The 18,614-nt window shown below is 68.0% G+C and carries 11 protein-coding genes and 1 pseudogene; 5 read left to right on the top strand and 7 right to left on the bottom strand.

The genetic code is table 11. The annotated features are described in order from the left end of the window. Nucleotides 1-22: 22 nt before the first annotated feature. From A5781_RS18440 to A5781_RS18425, 4 genes and pseudogenes are all read right to left on the bottom strand, one after another. Nucleotides 23-535 (bottom strand): annotated as a pseudogene (locus A5781_RS18440) (ATP-dependent DNA ligase); the annotation flags it as partial. 89 nt (nucleotides 536-624) lie between these two features. Beyond that, on the bottom strand, nucleotides 625-2,313 hold the full coding sequence (locus A5781_RS18435; protein ID WP_067209528.1) for an HAD hydrolase family protein: 1,689 nt from the start codon (nucleotides 2,311-2,313) through the stop codon (nucleotides 625-627). 119 nt (nucleotides 2,314-2,432) lie between these two features. Then, entirely contained in the window at nucleotides 2,433-2,873 is a 441-nt protein-coding gene (locus tag A5781_RS18430) for a DUF402 domain-containing protein (protein ID WP_067209526.1), read from the bottom strand. Nucleotides 2,874-2,948: 75 nt separating this feature from the next. Beyond that, entirely contained in the window at nucleotides 2,949-5,612 is a 2,664-nt protein-coding gene (locus A5781_RS18425) for an FHA domain-containing protein (RefSeq protein ID WP_197503908.1), read from the bottom strand. Between the two features lie 281 nt (nucleotides 5,613-5,893). Between A5781_RS18425 and A5781_RS18420 the strand changes: the two genes are divergently transcribed. The 3 genes from A5781_RS18420 (at nucleotide 5,894) to A5781_RS18410 (ending at nucleotide 11,658) form a co-directional block, all read left to right on the top strand. Further along, a complete protein-coding gene (locus tag A5781_RS18420) occupies nucleotides 5,894-7,951 on the top strand; it encodes a serine/threonine-protein kinase (RefSeq protein ID WP_067209522.1) in 2,058 nt (685 codons plus the stop codon). Between the two features lie 83 nt (nucleotides 7,952-8,034). Beyond that, nucleotides 8,035-10,194, top strand: a complete 2,160-nt coding sequence (gene uvrB, locus A5781_RS18415; RefSeq protein WP_067209518.1) for an excinuclease ABC subunit UvrB — start codon at nucleotides 8,035-8,037, stop codon at nucleotides 10,192-10,194. 57 nt (nucleotides 10,195-10,251) lie between these two features. Then, nucleotides 10,252-11,658 (top strand): MFS transporter, encoded by a 1,407-nt coding sequence (locus tag A5781_RS18410; RefSeq protein WP_067209515.1) that lies wholly within the window; start codon nucleotides 10,252-10,254, stop codon nucleotides 11,656-11,658. Between the two features lie 124 nt (nucleotides 11,659-11,782). On the opposite strand, the gene A5781_RS18405 is transcribed toward A5781_RS18410, so the two are convergent. Continuing rightward, nucleotides 11,783-13,354: a glycosyltransferase family 39 protein gene (locus A5781_RS18405; protein ID WP_067209511.1), complete on the bottom strand. Its 1,572-nt coding sequence runs from the start codon at nucleotides 13,352-13,354 to the stop codon at nucleotides 11,783-11,785. Nucleotides 13,355-13,639: 285 nt separating this feature from the next. Between A5781_RS18405 and A5781_RS18400 the strand changes: the two genes are divergently transcribed. Then, nucleotides 13,640-14,083, top strand: coding sequence for a universal stress protein (locus A5781_RS18400; protein ID WP_066953138.1), 444 nt, complete (start codon nucleotides 13,640-13,642; stop codon nucleotides 14,081-14,083). Between the two features lie 9 nt (nucleotides 14,084-14,092). Here the strand turns inward: A5781_RS18400 and A5781_RS18395 are convergent, their stop codons facing one another. Beyond that, nucleotides 14,093-14,779: an MBL fold metallo-hydrolase gene (locus A5781_RS18395; RefSeq protein WP_067209508.1), complete on the bottom strand. Its 687-nt coding sequence runs from the start codon at nucleotides 14,777-14,779 to the stop codon at nucleotides 14,093-14,095. Nucleotides 14,780-14,890: 111 nt separating this feature from the next. On the opposite strand from A5781_RS18395, the gene uvrA reads away from it, so the two are divergent. After that, nucleotides 14,891-17,797 carry an excinuclease ABC subunit UvrA gene (gene uvrA / locus A5781_RS18390; protein WP_067209651.1) on the top strand — a complete coding sequence of 969 codons (2,907 nt, stop codon included), beginning with the start codon at nucleotides 14,891-14,893 and terminating at the stop codon, nucleotides 17,795-17,797. Between the two features lie 7 nt (nucleotides 17,798-17,804). Here the strand turns inward: uvrA and A5781_RS18385 are convergent. Then, the coding region (locus A5781_RS18385; protein ID WP_197503906.1) for a sensor domain-containing protein at nucleotides 17,805-18,614 on the bottom strand (810 nt) is incomplete at its 5' end.

Here is an 18,614-nt window from a genome sequence, read left to right as displayed (position 1 = left end):
ACGTTATCCATGGGCCAAGCGGTCAGTCCCCGGTCTCCCGTACCACTTCGCCGGCGTCCTTGTCGGTGCGGACACCGAGGTAACGCGGGTGGCGCAGCTTTCCGTCACGGGTCCACTCGGTGAAACCGATCTGCACCACCAGTTCGGGGCGCGCCCAATGGGCGCCGGCTTCGCGCACCAGGCCGCGGGTGAAGGGCGGCGTCTCCCGGGTGATCGCCGACAGCCGCTCGTGCAGCCGGTGCAGCGTGGCCTCGTCGAAGCCCGTCCCCACCTTGCCCGCGTATACCAGGTCGCGGCCCTCGTAATAGCCCAGCAGTAGCGCGCCCAGCTCGATCCGACTGCCCTTGGGGCTGGTGTAGCCGCCCACCACGAATTCCTGGTCGCGCACGCACTTGAACTTCAACCAATTCTTCGACCGCCCGCCCTCGTAGGTCGACTCGGCCAGCTTTGCGATCACCCCTTCGTCGCCGCGCTCACAGGCCGCACGGTAGGCGGCCAGGCCGTCGGTAACCCGGTGCGGCGTGTAGCGCAGCGGGGGAACATGAGCCACCGGCAGTGGAACGACTGGGTCTCACCGGATGTCCCCTACATCGCGGTCTGCCCCGGCCTCCCGGTCCCGCCGGATTAGCCGCTCCCTTGAGGGGGCGGCTGGTGACCCTCGGCGGCGTCGTGCAGCAGATAACGTTCTTCCACCGCGCGGATCAGTTCGTGTCGGATGTGTTCCACGTCGGCGGCGCGGCGGGCCAGGACCTGGTCCTCCCAGGCTGCGACCTGCTTTGCCAAGTCCCTGTCGGTAATGGTCGAGGCCAGCCACCGCGAGAAATCCCCGCGTTCGAGATGGTACTGCAGCGCCTCGTAATCGATATGGCTTATCGCGGAACGAAATTCATGCATCGTCGCGGCCGGCCGGACGGATCGGTCATTGATGGTGTGGAAGTAGAACCGGCGTTCATCCGGAAGCCGGACATCGGCATATTTGTGGCGGTGCCGCACGTGGCCGGTCTGGCGGTCAGCGATGGTGAATGCGCGAGGCGGCCCGCCGCCGAAGCTGACCGTGGCCCGTCGCACCGCGGTCAGGGCAGGGGCGTCGCCACTGGCGGTGAGGGTCAGCACAACGTCGCTGTTGTCGATCTCCTGGGCGGGGAGTGCGGCGGGGGCGAACGACGACAACACATAGCCGCCGCGTCGTGCCCAGCGTGCTTCCTCGTTGGTGCCGAGGAGTTGTGCCTCGTCGTAGATCACCCAGTGCGGGAATCCGTGTTCTTCACGGTGCGCCTCCGCGGTTGATCGCAGTAGGTGCAAGTACTCGGCCTTGGCGGGCTCGGCGATCCCGGACATGTCCACCACCACACTGGAATGCGGGTTGAGGCTGTTGACCAATTCGGTGGGTTCGGGAAGGTGGTTGCGGCCATCGATCACCTCGACCCCGTTGAGTTCCCGTAGTTGCGCGTGGTCGCCTTCGGGATCGATGACCAGGACGCAGTAGCCGGCCGAAATCCATCGCTCCGCCAGCAGGCCGACGAGGTAGCTTTTCCCCGAGCCGGTAGAGCCGGTCACGAGGATGCGGCCCTGGCTCCCCGGCACCCGGGTGGGGGTGTGGTCGTCGAAGGTGCCGATGTCGACCCATCGTCGCGGCGGGCACCAGCGTTGCGCCCCACTGATGTACGGCCCGGTCAGCAGCTCGCCGACGCCGGCGCCGTCCGGTTCGGCAAGCACGAGATCGGCCCGCCGGCGCACGGACGAAATGGCGTTGGCCACCGCGGCGCCGATTTCCGCGATGCCGAATAGCGACAAGTCGTTCTCCGCATCGCCGATAGCGACAGTGTTGTGCGGTGACATGTTCAGTCCGGTCAGGACCGCGCGTAGCCCGGTGCCTTTGGTGACACCCGCCGGCAGCACCATCAGTGCGGACCGGTTCCGGATGACCTGGCAGTCCAGTTCCAGTTCGCCGATCACCTCCACGACGGTCGAGGCATGCTCACCGTCGGTGGCGACCATGACCTCGCCCCGGCGGGACGGCACCCGTCGTTCGCCGAGCGCGTCGTCGAGGCTGCTGTCCACCGGCTCGGCCAACCTCGACGTGCGTCCCTTGATCACCATCACGGCACCGTTTTCCAGCACCAGCGCGTCGAAGTGGTCCGCGATGTGAGGGAATTCCGCCTGCAGTTCAGTTCGGATGCGGCCGGTGACCAGGACGACGGTCAATCCTTTGCGCCGAGCACCGGAGATGGCGTCCAGCGTTTGGGGTGACAGCTGGCCGTCCAATGTCAATGTGCCGTCGAGATCGACTGCTATCACTTGGAAAAACGCCACGGCTTCCTCAGATCCGTTCGCCGGACGTCGGCGTTTGTCGGCTGGCACTGCCGAAATTAGGGCCGTCGGCGCGCCCACGCTAGGGCCGTTAGGCCTTGGTTCGGTTGGACGGCCCGCCCCTACCTCTCGCGCCAGGTGAGTTCCATCCCGTGGCCGGCCAGCCAGCGGGACAGGTCATAACCGTTGCGGGCCAACCCCGCCACGGCGTTCACGGCGCGCTGCACCGCCCGCTCGGCGTCGTCCGGGGTCAGCAAGCCGTGCCGGACGGCATCCAGCAACTCGTCGACGTCGGTCAGGTCAGCGCCGTCGCCGGTGCGGACCTCGATGTCTAGGTAGTGATCTTCGGAACGCCAGACGTCGGGGCCGGGCGTGTACTCACCGACATCGAGGTAATAGTCGTGGTCGCGTTCATGGCCCGGGTTGAAGTGAAAGACCGTGGCGCGCAAGCCGAGCGACGGCAGCAGCCACGACTCGAGGTAGTGGAACTGGGCGCGGCCGGGGGTGGGCCGGGCCACGTAGAGGCCCCACGGATGCACCGCATAGTCATCCACGGCCCGCACGATTCCCTTGGGATCGGTGTTGGTGCGGGCGATGAGGTCGAACGTCTCGTGCTTCGGCGGATGGATGATGCAACTCTAACGTCGAAGCCGGATTCTCCACCGCACGAAACCGGCATAGAACAGCGACAACGCCGCGAGCATGCCCATGTCGAGCAGCCAGACCTTCGACGTGTGCTGCCAGAACCGGTCCTGGGAGAGCAGCGAATCGGGCACCAGGTGCCGCAGGTCGACCGTCGACGCCGCCGCGGCGTAGCCCCACCGCGCGGGCATCCCGAAGGACAGCTGGTCCAGCCCGAGCCGGCCGGTCACGGGGACCATGCCGCCGCACAGCACCAGTTGGGCCATCACCGTCACCACGAACAGCGGCATGATCTGCTCGCTGGAGCGGACCAGCGACGAAATCGCCAGGCCGAGAATCGCCGAGGCCACACAGGTCGCGGCGACGGTGGCGAACAGTTCGACCGTCGCCCCGATGGTCGAATGGCCGAGCAGGACGCCGCCGCGCGTCGGAGCGCTCTTGCCGATCACCACGATCGCGGTGGTGATCGCCGACTGCAGGACCGCGAACCCGCAGTACACGGCGGTCTTCGCGAGCAGATAGGCCGTGGTCGACAGCCCGACCGCTTGCTCCCGCTGGAAGATCGGGCGTTCGCCGACCAGGTCGCGGATGGTCAGCGCGGTGCCCATGAACGCCGCGGCCGGCATCAGCAGGGCCAGGATCTGCGCCGCTTCGTCGGGCGTCCCGGCGTTCGCGCCGGGCAGATGGAATCCGTTGCTGCCGGGAACGGTCAGGGACAGCGAGCCCAGGATGAACGGCAACAGCGCCAGGAAGATGAAGTACGCCCGGTCGGCGACCACCAGGCGGATCTGTCGGCGGGCGACCGTCGAAATCTGGCGCCGCACACTGGTATGCACCGGTTCGCCCAGGGCCCCAAGCTCATCGGCCTTGTCCGGCAACAGTTTCTGCGGCCGCTTCTCGGCGTCACGTTGCTCCACGAAGCGCCGGTTGGCCTCTTCGGGGTCGGCGCCCACCTTCGTGAAGATCTTCGCCCAGTTGGTGGTTCCCATGGCCTCGCCGATCTGGTCCGGCGGGCCGCAATAGGCCGTCTTGCCGCCGGGGGCCACCAACAGCAGCTGGTCGCAGGTCTCCAGGTAGGACAGCATGTGCGTCACCACGATCACCACCCGACCGGCGTCGGCCAGCTGCCGCAGCATCATCATGACCTGGTGATCGAGCGCCGGGTCGAGGCCGGAAGTCGGCTCGTCGAGGATCAACAGCGACGGGCCGGTGAGCAACTCGAGCGCCACCGAGGCGCGCTTACGCTGACCGCCGGACAGCTTGTCCACCCGGGTGTCGGCGTGTTTGGTCAGGTCGAGCTCTTCGAGGACCTGAGCGACGATCTTCGCCCGGTCGGATTTGCTGGTGTCGGGCGGTAGGCGCAGTTCGGCGGCGTAGCCGAGCGCCTGGTTGATCGTCAGCTGCCGGTGCACCACGTCGTCCTGCGGGACCATGCCGATGCGGCTGCGCAACGATGCGTACTCGGTGTGAATGTCGTGGCCCTCGAACGTAACCGAGCCGGAGCTGGGGGTGGTGTAGCCGGCGATGAGCCTGGCCAGGGTGCTCTTGCCGGCGCCCGATCCGCCGATGACGGCGGTCAGCGTGCCGGGGCGCGCGATCAGCGAGATGTCGTCCAGCAGTTGTTTGCCGTTGTCGACGACGTACTTGACGTTGCGCACCTCGAGACCGCCGGTGCGCGTCGCGGCCTCGCTGCGTGGGGTCAGGGTGCTGCCGTCGCGGAAAACGAGGTCGACGTTGCCGATGGTGACGACGTCGTCATCGGACAGGATCGCCGACCCGACCCGGGTGCCGTTGACGAAGGTTCCGTTGATGCTGTTGTCCCGGATTTCGGTGCCGAGCGGCGTCTGCACCAACGTCGCATGCTGGCGTGAGGCCAGCACGTCGGAGACCACGATGTCGTTCTCCGGGGCCCGGCCGATCGTCATGGCGCCCGGGGTGCCCGCGGCGGCCGACGAGCGCGGTGAGAGCAGCTTCACAAACCGCGTTGCGAGGTTCGACACGTCGGCCGTCTTGGCGTCGACCACGGTGAGTTCGGCGGGCGGCGTCGCGACCGGCTGGGGTGCCGCGGCGTGCACGACGGTGCGCTCGTCGAGCGGTGTACCGCGGACGCCGGGCGCGGGCACTGGCCTGTTCGGCACCTGACGGGGTGGCGAAACCGGCTGGCGGGGCGGCGAATTCGGCGGCCCCACCGACGGCCTGGGCGGCACCGGCCGCGCCGGCGCCGCGTTGGCTTCGCCCCGCCCCGGATTCCTGACCGGATTCGTTTGCTCGGGAAGCGCCGACCAGGCCAGCGTCGGCGGCCCGGCCTCCGGGCTCGGCCGCGACCTGCCCGGCCGGTCGGTGTAGCCCTGCTGCGGTCCGATGGCGAAGGTCAGCCGCGGTCCCCGCGGATTGCCGACGTGAATGCTCTGGCCGTCGTGGATGTCGATGACCGGCATCCGGTAGCCGTTGAGATAGGTGCCGTTCAGCGACCCGTTGTCTATTGCCAGCCAGCGGCCTTGGTCGAAACGCAGGATCAGGTGGGCCCGCGAGATCCGTGGATCGGCGATGCGCACGTCGGCCTGGGTGTCGCGGCCGATGACGACCTCGTGGCCGGCCGCGAAGGATCGTTGGGACCCGTCGTGCCGAATCGTCAGGATGGGCGGGGCGGGTCGAGTCACTACTCAAGTATCGGTGCGTCCGGTGAGTGGTCTCTATTGGGATCGCCTGTGATTTCGCTATGTTTCGGTTCGGCCACTCATAACCGTTTCATAGCTTGCCGAGGCGAACCCCCCACCGGGATCCGGCATGATCTGAACGTAGGGGGAGTTTCGGGGCGCGCCGGGCACACCGTGGTGCAGGCCCGCAGCGCCGAGGCGACGCCAGCCCGAATCGTGATGCAGGTGCCCAGGGAGGTGCGCCGCGTCAGAGGCCGGGGCAGCGGAGAGGGACGAGGGGATAGATGGATGAACACAAGGGGACTACCCGGCGCATCGGCGCCGGGCGCCGGCTGCTGAGCAACCCACGTCAGGCCGGTGCGGCGGTGCGCGCGGGCTTTCACTCGCTGCCCGCGGTGACGATCGCCCATCTGTTCCGCCGTGTTCCCCCGGTCAGCTCGAGCCCGGGCGCCGAGCCCGAGGCCGCGCGGCAGATCGACGGGTCCCGCCCGTCGATAACCGGCGGGGCGCCGTTCGCGGGCTACACGATTCTGCGGCAGCTGGGCGCCGGGGGCATGGCCGAGGTGTATCTGGCCCTGCACCCCCGGTTGCCGCGCCGCGACGTGATCAAGGTGCTGGCGGAGGCGGTCACGGCCGATCCCGAATTCCGCGAAAGGTTCAACCGCGAGGCCGATCTCGCCGCGACGCTGTGGCATCCCCACATCGTCGGCGTGCATGACCGCGGCGAATTCAACGGCCACCTTTGGATTTCCATGGACTACGTCGAGGGCACCGACGCCTCCCGGCTGGTGAAAGAGCGCTACCAGGACGGGATGCCGATCCAAGTGGTGTGCGCCATTGTCCAAGCCGTCGCGGGCGCCCTCGACTACGCCCACGACCGCGGGCTGCTGCACCGCGACGTCAAACCGGCCAACATCCTGCTCACCCATCCGGAAGACGGCGAACGCCGAATTCTGTTGGCGGACTTCGGTGTCGCACGTCACCTGGGCGACATCAGCGGAATCACCGAGACCAACGTCGCCGTGGGGACGGTGGCCTACGCCGCGCCGGAACAGTTGACAGGAGCCAACATCGACGGGCGGTCGGACCAATATGCTTTGGCTGCAACGGCTTTCCATCTGCTAACCGGCACCCCGCCGTTTCAGCACTCGAATCCGATCGCGGTGATCAGCCAGCACCTGCACGAGGATCCGCCCCGGCTCAGCGATTACCGTCCGGAGCTGGCGCATCTCGATGAGGTGTTCCACCAGGCCTTGGCCAAGCAACCCGGGGACAGGTTCGAGCGGTGCCGCGCGTTTGCCGCCGCCGTCAGTGAGGGATCCGACGGTGTCGCCCACGCCGGCCCGGGAGCCCAGCCCCGAACCGCGGCGTTGACGGCTCCTCAGCGCGGCCCGCGCGCCGTCGCCGCGGCGATGAACCACCGGCTCTCCTCGCGGACGCGGTGGGCGGTCGGGTTGGTGTGCGCAATGCTGATCGCCGTGGCGGCCACCTGGTCGGTGCTGTACTCGTTCGAGCCGGACACCCCGCCGGGCAACCCGGCCCTCGCGTCGAAGCCGTCCGTCCCCGCGCCAAGCGCCGCGCCGGGCAGGTCCGGCGGACCGGTGCTCAACGGGAGCTACAAGCTGAACTACGACCAGAGCAAGCGGACCACCAACGGCGTCGCGATCCGCCACGACGGCCCCGCCACCGGCTGGTGGGCTTTCCGTTCGGCGTGCACCACCAACGGATGTGCGGCCACCGGGACCCGGCTGGACAACGCCACCCACCAAACCGCCGACGGGGGCAAGACGGACACGCTGCACTTTGTCGGCGGCTATTGGCAGGGCGCCCCCCAACAGGACCGGCTGGGCTGCACCCAACCGAACAGCCAGGTCAGGGCCACTCAGCAGGAGACCCTCGCCTGGTCGCTGGCGCCCCAGGCCGACGGCACCCTGCGCGGCACGGTGACCGAGACCGTGCTCAGCAACGAATGCGGCGCGCAGGGCGCGGTGGTGCGGGTGCCCGTGGTAGCGACCCGGGTCGGCGACGTGCCGGCCGGCGTGAACCTGAGCGACCCCGCCCAGGCGGTCAGCACCTCGACGGCGGCATCGGCCCCGGCACCGCCCGTGCTCGGCGGGCTGTGCAGCGACATCGGCAAGCTGGCCTACGACCCCACCAACAGCGAGCAGATCGTCTGCGAGGGCAACAGCTGGGCCAAGGCCCCGATCACGATGGGCGTGCATGCTTCCGGCAGCTCCTGCGACCGACCGGGCACTTCGGTGTTCGCCATGAGCACCTCGAACGACGGCTACCTGCTGCAGTGCGACCCCGTCACCCGGACCTGGACCCGTCCGGCGGGGTAGCGGCGCGCGGCGTGTGCCCCGCCGCTACGGAAATCCGCTATAAGCGATCTGCTCTTGTCGGTGGACGGTTCTACCCTGGTGGCATGGCTTTCGCCACGGAACATCCGGTACTCGCCCATTCGGAATACCGCGCGGTCGACGAGGTCGTGCGCGTCGGCGGCCACTTCGAGGTGGTCAGCCCGCACGCGCCCGCCGGCGATCAGCCGGCCGCCATCGACGAGCTGGAACGCCGCATCAGGGCGGGGGAGCGCGACGTGGTGCTGCTCGGCGCCACCGGCACGGGGAAGTCGGCCACCACCGCCTGGCTCATCGAGCGGCTGCAGCGGCCCACGCTGGTCATGGCGCCGAACAAGACGTTGGCCGCCCAGCTGGCCAATGAACTGCGAGAGATGTTGCCGCACAACGCCGTTGAGTACTTCGTGTCGTACTACGACTATTACCAGCCAGAGGCGTACATCGCGCAGACCGACACCTACATCGAGAAGGACAGCTCGATCAACGACGACGTGGAGCGGCTGAGGCATTCCGCGACGTCGTCACTGCTGTCGCGGCGTGACGTCGTCGTGGTGGCCTCGGTGTCGTGCATCTACGGCCTGGGCACACCGCAGTCGTATCTGGACCGCTCCGTGGAACTGAGCGTGGGCACCGAGGTGCCCCGCGACGCGCTGCTGCGGCTGCTGGTCGACGTGCAGTACACCCGCAACGACCTGTCCTTCACTCGCGGCTCGTTCCGGGTGCGCGGCGACACCGTCGAGATCATCCCGTCCTACGAGGAGCTCGCGGTGCGCATCGAGTTCTTCGGCGACGAGGTGGAGGCGCTGTACTACCTGCACCCTTTGACCGGCGACGTGATCCGCCAGGTCGACTCGCTGCGGATCTTCCCGGCGACCCACTACGTCGCGGGCCCGGAGCGGATGGCCCACGCGATCTCGACGATCGAGGAGGAGCTGGCGGCGCGGCTGGCCGAGCTGGAGGGCCAGGGCAAGCTGCTGGAGGCCCAGCGGCTGCGGATGCGCACCAACTACGACATCGAGATGATGCGTCAGGTCGGCTTCTGCTCGGGCATCGAGAACTACTCGCGGCACATCGACGGTCGCGGCCCGGGCTCGCCGCCGGCGACCCTGCTCGACTACTTCCCGGACGACTTTCTGCTCGTCATCGACGAGTCGCACGTCACGGTGCCGCAGATCGGCGGCATGTACGAGGGCGACATGTCCCGCAAGCGCAACCTGGTCGAATACGGCTTCCGGCTGCCGTCGGCGTGCGATAACCGCCCGCTGACGTGGGAGGAGTTCGCCGACCGGATCGGGCAGACGGTGTACCTGTCGGCCACCCCCGGCCCGTACGAACTCAGCCAGGCAGGCGGCGAGTTCGTCGAGCAGGTGATCCGGCCGACCGGACTGGTGGACCCGAAGGTGGTGGTCAAGCCGACCAAGGGGCAGATCGACGACCTGATCGCGGAGATCCGCAAGCGCACCGAGGCCGACGAGCGGGTGCTGGTCACGACGCTGACCAAGAAGATGGCGGAAGACCTGACCGATTACCTCCTGGAAATGGGCATCCGGGTGCGCTATCTGCACTCCGAGGTCGACACCCTGCGCCGGGTGGAACTGCTGCGCCAGCTGCGGCTGGGCGACTACGACGTGCTCGTCGGCATCAACCTGCTCCGGGAGGGTCTGGACCTTCCCGAGGTGTCGTTGGTGGCGATCCTGGACGCCGACAAGGAGGGCTTCCTGCGGTCATCGCGCAGCCTGATCCAGACGATCGGCCGCGCCGCCCGCAACGTCTCCGGCGAAGTGCACATGTACGCGGACTCCATCACGGATTCGATGAAGGAGGCGATCGACGAGACCGAACGCCGTCGGGCCAAGCAGGTCGCCTACAACGAGGCTCATGGCATCGACCCGCAGCCGCTGCGCAAGAAGATCGCCGACATCCTCGACCAGGTCTATCGCGAGGCCGACGACACCGAAACGGTGGGGATCGGCGGCTCCGGACGCAACTCCTCCCGCGGCCGGCGCGCACAGGGCGAGCCGGGCCGCGCCGTCAGCGCCGGCGTGTTCGAGGGCCGCGACACGACCAGCATGCCGCGTGCCGAACTGGCCGACCTGATCAAGGACCTCACCGCGCAGATGATGGCCGCCGCGCGTGACTTGCAGTTCGAGCTGGCCGCGCGCTTCCGCGACGAGATCGCCGACCTGAAGAAGGAACTGCGGGGGATGGACGCCGCCGGCCTGAAATGAGTTTGCTGGCAGTGGATCTCAGATCGTCCCTCTCGCGACACCCCATACGGTAGAAGGGTGACCGACACCGCGACCGTCACCGGCGGCTGGGATCAGCTGCTGGGAGCCAGGTATCTGAGGACTTCCATCCTGCTGGCCGGCGGAGTGGCCCTTTACGCCACCAACGAGTTCCTGACCACCAGCTTGTTGCCCAACACCATCGCCGAAATCGGCGGCAGCCGGCTCTACGCCTGGGTGACGACCTTGTACCTGGTCGGCTCGGTGGTCGCGGCGGCGATGGTCAATCCGATGCTGCTGCGCGCAGGGGCGCGCTCGTCCTACCTGACCGGACTCGCCGTGTTCGGTCTCTCCAGCCTGGTTTGCGCGGCGGCGCCGAACATGCAGGTTTTGATAGCTGGGCGCGCGCTGCAGGGCGTGGCCGGTGGGCTGCTGGCCGGCCTCGGATACGCCGTGATCAATTCCGCCCTGCCGCGCGCGCTATGGACGCGTGGTTCGGCACTGGTGTCGGCGATGTGGGGTGTGGCGACGGTGGTCGGCCCCACGACGGGTGGTTTGTTCGCGCAGCTCGGCTTGTGGCGCTGGGCCTTCGTGGCGATGGCGGTGCTGACCGGCCTGATGGCCATGTTGGTGCCGGTCGCGCTGGCCCGTGTCGAGCCCAGCACCGCCATGCCGTCGAAGAAGGTGCCGGTGCGGTCGCTGCTGCTGATCGGTGCTGCCGCGCTGGCGGTCAGCGTCGCCCAGATTCCGCGCAACACGCTGGCGACGTTCGCGTTGCTCGCCGTCGGCATCGCGCTGGTGGGGGTGTTCGTGGTCGTCGACTGGCGGACGCACGCGGCGATATTGCCGCCCAGCGTGTTCGGTCCCGGGCCGTTGAAGTGGATCTACCTGACCATGGGCGCGTTGATGGGCGCCGCGATGGTGAACACCTACGTACCGCTGTTCGGCCAGCGGTTGGCGCATCTGACCCCGATCGCGGCCGGCTTCCTGGGAGCCGCGCTGGCGCTAGGTTGGACGGTCAGCGAGATCGTCAGCGCGTCGTTGGAGAGCCCGCGAATGATCGGGCGGGTGATTGTGGCGGCGCCTATCGTCGCCGCTTCCGGCCTGGCGCTGGCCGCGGTCGCACGACGCGGCGACACGACCCCCTGGACGGCCGCGCTGTGGGCGGTGGCGCTGCTGGTGGCCGGGACCGGGATCGGCATGGCCTGGCCGCACTTGTCGGCGCGCGCGATGGCCTCGGTGGACGACCCCGCCGAGGGCAGCGCCGCCTCGGCGGCCATCAACACCGTCCAGCTGATCTCCGCGGCGATCGCCGCCGGTTTGGCGGGGGTGGTGGTCAACACCGCCAAGGGCGGCGACGGGATGGCGGCGCACTGGCTGTTCACGGTGTTCACCGCGCTGAGCGCCGCCGGTGTGGCGGTTTCCTACCGCGCGACCCGCGGCGTGCGCGAGGCGCTGCCGGTCTAGTCCGCGACGACCAGTTCGACGAGGTGCCGGACACCTTGGACGTTGCCGCCCAGGAGCGGCGCGGCCAGCCAGCTCCGCATACCCACCCAACAATTGGCGGTTCACGCCGTCGGCAAAGCGGCAATCACCGCGTGGACTTCACCACCTGCGAGTAATGGAACTGCCAACGTTCGACAATGCGGAAGCCGAGATAACTCGGAAACCGATAAGCCGGGGCGCGCCCGAATGCGGGTCCCGGCGGCAATGACGGTCCGGATTGATGGTCGGGCAGCGATGGTTCTTTATTGGTAATTGTCCAGATTGCGGGACATTTGTTGATTTTGGCCGTCGTGAGCCACACGGCGACGTGGCCGTCCCACAGCGACCCCACCTTCGGCCCGTAGGCGCCGCGTTCGACATCGATGAGTGACCGGAACGCCGCGGGCCGGGTGGCCAGCAGGGCGCGGATCGGCCCGGGCCGCCACGGCACGGTGTTGTCCACCAGCAGGCAGTCACCCGGGGCGGCATGGGAGCTGATCAGATCGGCCACCTGGCTGTAGTCCCAGCCCTCTTTGGCGTACGGCCAGCGCTGGACGAACAGGTAGTTCGGCACCGCGGCGACCGCGCAGGCCAGCACCACTCCGGCGATGGGCCAGGGTTTGCGGGCGATCGTCACGATGCAAACGGCCAGGACGACGGCCATCGCGGGCGCGGTGAAGATCAGGTAGCGCGGGTAGTAGATCGGCTCGCTGACGGCCGAATAGATGACCACGAGCGCGGTGGGGATGACCAGCCACGCCGAGCAGACGATCAAGAGCCGACGCGTGTCGCCGGCCGGGGGCCGGACGCCGGCCAGCCGGGCCGCGACCGCCGCCACGATGAGAACGGCGGACAGGATGGCGAACGGGACGCTGTGGTCGAAATACTGGCGCAGAATGATGTCGAACGCGTAATGCCAGCTGACCGGGTAAATCCAGTTGACCTGCCATACCTGCGCGTGGGCGAACACGATGAACGGCGTCATGGCCGCGACCGCGACGGCCGAGCTGATGGCCCACCGGATAACCGCGGATTTGCGCGCCTTCTCGGGCGCCAACAGCGACACCATTACGGCGTAAACCGGCACCAACAGCACCATGTTCAGATTGAGCAGAATCGAGAGCATCAAGGCCAGCGCGTAGCAAACCCACAATCGCGGTCTGTTCCGCCGGGCGGCGACGACGAGCAATACGGTCAGCCAGGCCGCCGCGGCGGCCGCGAAGGCGTAGGGCCGTGCTTCCATGCCCGCCCAGGTGGTGCGCGGCAGGATGGCGAACATGACACCCGCGCAGACAGCGGCCGGCCGTGTCGAGAACTGCCTGGTGAATACCGTGACGCCCGCGGCGGCGGCGCCCACCGCCAGGGCGCTGGGCGCTCGCGACCAGAACTCCGTCGGCGGGAACAGCGCGAACCAACCATGCATCAGCAGGTAATACAGCCCGTGCACGGCGTCGATGTGGCCCAGCAGCCGCCACAGCTCCGCCAGCGTCCGGCTCCCGGCGGCCGAGATGGTCGCCCCTTCGTCGAACCACAGGGAGGGCCTGCAGGCCCACGCGCCGCTGACCACGGCCGCGAACACGGCGATCGCCCACGGATCGAGCAACCGCCCGGGCGAACGTGCGGGCGCGGGCTCCTCGACTCCGTCCGCGACGCGCTGCTCGACGGTGGGCATGGACATGATGCTTGTCACTGTAAAGCGCAATCGCGGGACCGGCTCACAAATCGCGTCCCGCCCATTCGCCCCGGGCGCTCTCATTCGGCGAAAAGCTGCGTTATGCAACACTTTCCGCCTCGGGCCCGTGCATTTGATTGTTTTGCCATCGGCGATATTGTCCGCTGGCGCAGCGTAGCCCCGCAAATTGTCGACACGCCGCGCCACGCGGTGTCGCTAATCTGTTCCCTCTGCAACGGGCAAACGCGATAGTGTCTTGGGTTGGCTGACCAACCGAAACTGGGAGGGTTAATGGGCGCCTATCAGACTGTGGTGGTGGGAACCGACGGCTCGGACTCGTCAATGCGTGCGGTGGACAAGGCGGCGCAGATCGCCGGGCCGGACGCCAGGCTGATCGTCGCTTCGGCGTACCTGCCCCAGCATGAGGACAGCCGGGCCGCCGACGCGCTGCGCAACGAGAGCTACAAGGTGTCCGGCACCGCGCCGATCTACGCGATCCTGCAGGACGCCAAGGAGCGGGCGCACAAGGCCGGGGCCAAGAACGTCGAGGAGCGTCCGATCGAAGGCGCCCCGGTCGACGCGCTGGTCAAGCTGGCCGAGGACGAGAAGGCCGACCTGCTGGTCGTCGGAAACGTCGGCCTGAGCACGATCGCGGGCCGGCTGCTCGGATCCGTGCCGGCCAACGTGTCGCGACGCGCCAAGGTGGACGTGCTGATCGTCCACACCACGTCCTAGCGCAGGGCCTCACCAGCCTCGTTCGCGCCATTCGCCCAGGTGAGGGCGTTCGGCGCCGAGCACCGTGTCGTCGCCGTGGCCGGGGTAGATGACGGTGGCGTCGTCGTACACGTCGAACACCCGGGTGGTGACGTCGTCCAGTAGCTGCGCGAAATCGCCCGGCTGCCATGTCTTGCCGACGCCGCCCGGGAACAGGCAGTCGCCGGTGAACAGCTGGGTGACCCCGCCCGTGGCGGGCCCGTCGAGGGCGAGCGCGATCGAGCCGGGCGTGTGCCCGCGCAGGTGGATGACCTTGAATTGCAGCTCGCCGATCTGCACGGTGTCGCCGCCTGCCAGCAAACGGTCCGGTTTGACCGGCAACGCCTCGGCGTCGATCTCGTTGGCGGCGGTCGGCGCCCCGGTGGCGGCGGCTACGGCCTCCAGCGCCTGCCAGTGGTCGAAGTGCTGATGGCTGGTCACGATCAGCGACACCTTCGGTGCGTTCTGCCGGATCAGACCGATCAGGACGTCCGCGTCGTTGGCGGCGTCGATCAGCAACGTCTCCCCGGTCGCGGAACACGTCACCAGATACGCATTGTTGTCCATAGGACCCACCGACGCCTTTAGGATCGTGGCGCCGGGTAGGGTCCGGCGGGCCGCAGTACCAGGGTCGACGTGTCCGATGTAGTTGTCGCTCACCTCGTCGGGGGCAGTCATAGCGGCCACGTTACTGGTCAAACGTTTCTTGTCGGTACGGGCACATAGCATGGAATGCGCCGTGCGCATTACCGGCTGCAGTACGTAAAAGATCCACTGAGAGAGGACAGCGTGGCTGACCGCCTGATCGTCAAGGGCGCCCGCGAACACAACCTGCGGGGCGTCGACCTCGACCTACCGCGCGACGCGCTGATCGTCTTCACCGGGCTGTCGGGCTCCGGCAAATCGTCGCTCGCGTTCGACACGATTTTCGCCGAGGGCCAGCGCCGGTACGTCGAGTCGCTGTCCGCCTATGCCCGCCAGTTCCTGGGCCAGATGGACAAACCGGACGTCGACTTCATCGAGGGCCTGTCCCCGGCGGTGTCCATCGACCAGAAGTCGACCAACCGCAACCCGAGATCGACCGTCGGGACGATCACCGAGGTCTACGACTACCTGCGGCTGCTCTACGCGCGCGCCGGCACGCCGCACTGCCCGGTCTGCGGCGCGCGGATCGCCCGCCAGACGCCCCAGCAAATCGTCGACCAGGTGCTGGTGATGCCGGAAGGCACCCGCTTCCTGGTGCTGGCCCCGGTGGTGCGCACGCGCAAGGGCGAGTTCGCCGACCTGTTCGAGAAGCTGAACGCCCAGGGTTACAGCCGGGTCCGGGTCGACGGTGTGGTGCACTCGCTGACCGATCCGCCCAAGCTGAAGAAGCAGGAAAAGCACGACATCGAGGTGGTGGTGGACCGCCTCACCGTCAAGGCCAGCGCCAAGCAGCGGCTAACCGATTCCGTGGAGACCGCGCTGAACCTGGCCGACGGCATCGTGGTGCTGGAGTTCGTCGACCACGAACACGACGCCCACAACCGCGAGCAGCGCTTCTCCGAGAAGCTGGCGTGTCCCAACGGGCACGCGCTGGCGGTCGACGATCTGGAGCCGCGATCGTTCTCGTTCAACTCGCCCTACGGCGCCTGCCCCGAGTGCACCGGCCTGGGGATCCGCAAGGAGGTCGACCCCGACCTGGTGGTGCCCGATCCCGAACGCACGCTGGCCGAGGGTGCGGTCGCCCCGTGGTCGACGGGCCACACCGCGGAGTACTTCACCCGGATGATGGCCGGCCTCGGCGACGAGATGGGCTTCGACGTCGACACGCCGTGGCGCAAGCTGCCGGCCAAGGCGCGCAAGGCCATTCTCGAGGGCTCCGACCATCAGGTGCACGTGCGCTACCGCAACCGGTACGGCCGAACCCGTTCGTACTACGCCGATTTCGAGGGTGTGCTGGCGTTCCTGCAGCGCAAGATGGCCCAGACCGAATCCGAGCAAATGAAGGAACGCTACGAGGGCTTCATGCGTGACGTGCCCTGCCCGGAGTGCGAGGGCACCCGGCTCAAGCCGGAGATCCTGGCGGTCACGCTGGCCGCCGCGGGAGACCGGGGCGCCAAGTCCATCGCCGAGGTCTCCGAGCTGTCGATCTCGGACTGCGCGGACTTCCTCAACGCGCTCACCCTGGGTCACCGCGAGCAGGCGATCGCCGGGCAGGTGCTCAAGGAAATCCAGTCGCGGCTCGGCTTTCTGCTCGACGTGGGACTGGACTACCTGTCGCTGTCGCGCGCGGCGGCCACGCTGTCCGGCGGTGAGGCGCAACGCATCCGGCTGGCCACCCAGATCGGGTCCGGCCTGGTGGGCGTGCTCTACGTGCTCGACGAGCCGTCGATCGGGCTGCATCAGCGTGACAATCGTCGCCTCATCGAAACCCTCACGCGGCTAAGGGATTTGGGCAACACGCTGATCGTCGTCGAGCACGACGAGGACACCATCGCGCACGCCGACTGGATCGTCGACATCGGTCCCCGGGCCGGTGAGCACGGCGGCGAGATCGTGCACAGCGGGACATACGCCGAGCTGCTGGCGAACAAGGACTCGATCACCGGCGCCTTCCTGTCGGGCAAGGAAGCCATCGAGATGCCGGCGATCCGGCGTCCCGTCGAGCGCAAGCGTCAGCTCACCGTCGTGGGCGCGCGCGAGCACAACCTGCGCGGCATCGACGTCTCGTTCCCGCTCGGCGTGCTCACCTCGGTGACCGGCGTGTCCGGCTCCGGGAAGTCGACGCTGGTCAACGACATCCTGGCCACGGTGCTGGCCAACCGGCTCAACGGTGCCCGGCTGGTCCCGGGCCGGCACACCCGGGTGACGGGCCTGGACCACCTGGACAAGCTGGTGCGGGTCGACCAGTCGCCGATCGGTCGCACGCCGCGGTCCAACCCGGCCACCTACACCGGCGTGTTCGACAAGATCCGGACCCTGTTCGCGGCCACCACGGAGGCCAAAGTTCGTGGCTACCAACCGGGCCGGTTCTCGTTCAACGTCAAGGGCGGCCGCTGCGAGGCGTGCACCGGCGACGGCACCATCAAGATCGAGATGAACTTCCTGCCCGACGTGTACGTCCCCTGCGAGGTCTGCCACGGTGCGCGCTACAACCGCGAAACCCTGGAAGTGCACTACAAGGGCAAGACCATCTCCGAGGTGCTGGACATGTCGATCGAGGAGGCGGCGGAGTTCTTCGAGCCGATCACCGGCATCCACCGCTACCTGCGCACGCTCGTCGACGTCGGCCTGGGCTACGTCCGGCTGGGCCAGCCCGCCCCGACGTTGTCCGGTGGCGAGGCTCAGCGCGTCAAGCTGGCCGCCGAACTGCAGAAGCGCTCGACGGGGCGGACCGTCTACATCCTCGACGAGCCCACCACCGGGCTGCATTTCGACGACATCCGCAAGCTGCTCACCGTCATCAACGGGCTGGTGGACAAGGGCAACACCGTCATTGTCATCGAGCACAACCTGGACGTCATCAAGACGTCGGACTGGATCGTCGACATGGGGCCCGAGGGTGGCGCCGAGGGCGGAACCGTTGTCGCGGAAGGCACTCCGGAGGACATCGCCGCGGTGCCCGAAAGCTACACCGGCAAGTTCCTCGCCGAGGTCATCGGCCGCGCGGCCCCGCCGCGGCGGTCGAACCGGCGGCGCAAAGCCACCGCCTGAGCGGCCGTCAGCCGGGGATCTTGGTCGCCATCTGGTTGGCGATCAGCCTGGCTTCGTTGATGGTTCCGGGTGCGCAGAGGTTGACGTCGAGGACCACATTGGACACCGCCTCCAGGACGTGCTGGCACACCACCGGGCTGTTGGCCAACGTGTGCTGTAGGGCGATATTCGGCGGATTTCCGCTGATCTGCCCGAAGGTCCATTCAAACGGGGCCTTGTCGCTGGGCTGGGTCACGGTTTTCCCGCCGCAGTCCCGCCAGTGCGCCCATTGGTTGTTCACGAATCCCCGGGCCTGATCGGCGGACGCGAAGATCACCGCACCCTGGGCCACGACGTAGGCCGGATTGCTTTGCGGCTTCTTCATCAGCTGGGCGAGCATCGCGGTGTAGCCGCTGCTTTTGTACGTCCGGGTTTGGAAACCGATCAGCGCTCCCAGGCACTTGTCGTCCGACAGCGTGTTGCCCGGGCCGGGGTCGGTCATCTCGGTCGTGTTGTGGTCGACGATGATCCCGGTGGTGCCGACCAGCGTGTTGATCTGGTCGACCGGGAGCAGGAGCGAATCCAGTTGTGCGGGAGCCATTGTCGGGGCGGCGCTGCTGGTCACTGTGCTAGTGGTGGAGGGAGCGGCGGTGGTCGTCGTTGGGGAGGCGTCGGGCTGCGTGGCCCCAGACTTATCGACCGCCAGCCACACCCCGGTGCCGGCGATGACCGCGACGACGAGCGCGAGAGCGCCGATGACCAGCCCCAGCCTGCGCTTGGGTGGTGTGGGCGGCGCCCACGGCGCGGCGGGCGGGGCGGCCATCCAGGTTCCAGGGGG

Origin of the sequence: Mycobacterium sp. 852002-30065_SCH5024008 (genome assembly GCF_001665645.1) — a bacterium.
Classification (GTDB): domain Bacteria; phylum Actinomycetota; class Actinomycetes; order Mycobacteriales; family Mycobacteriaceae; genus Mycobacterium; species Mycobacterium paraffinicum.
The sequence above is the reverse complement of the archived record's forward strand: the minus strand, read 5'-3'. Positions and strand labels throughout refer to the sequence as shown.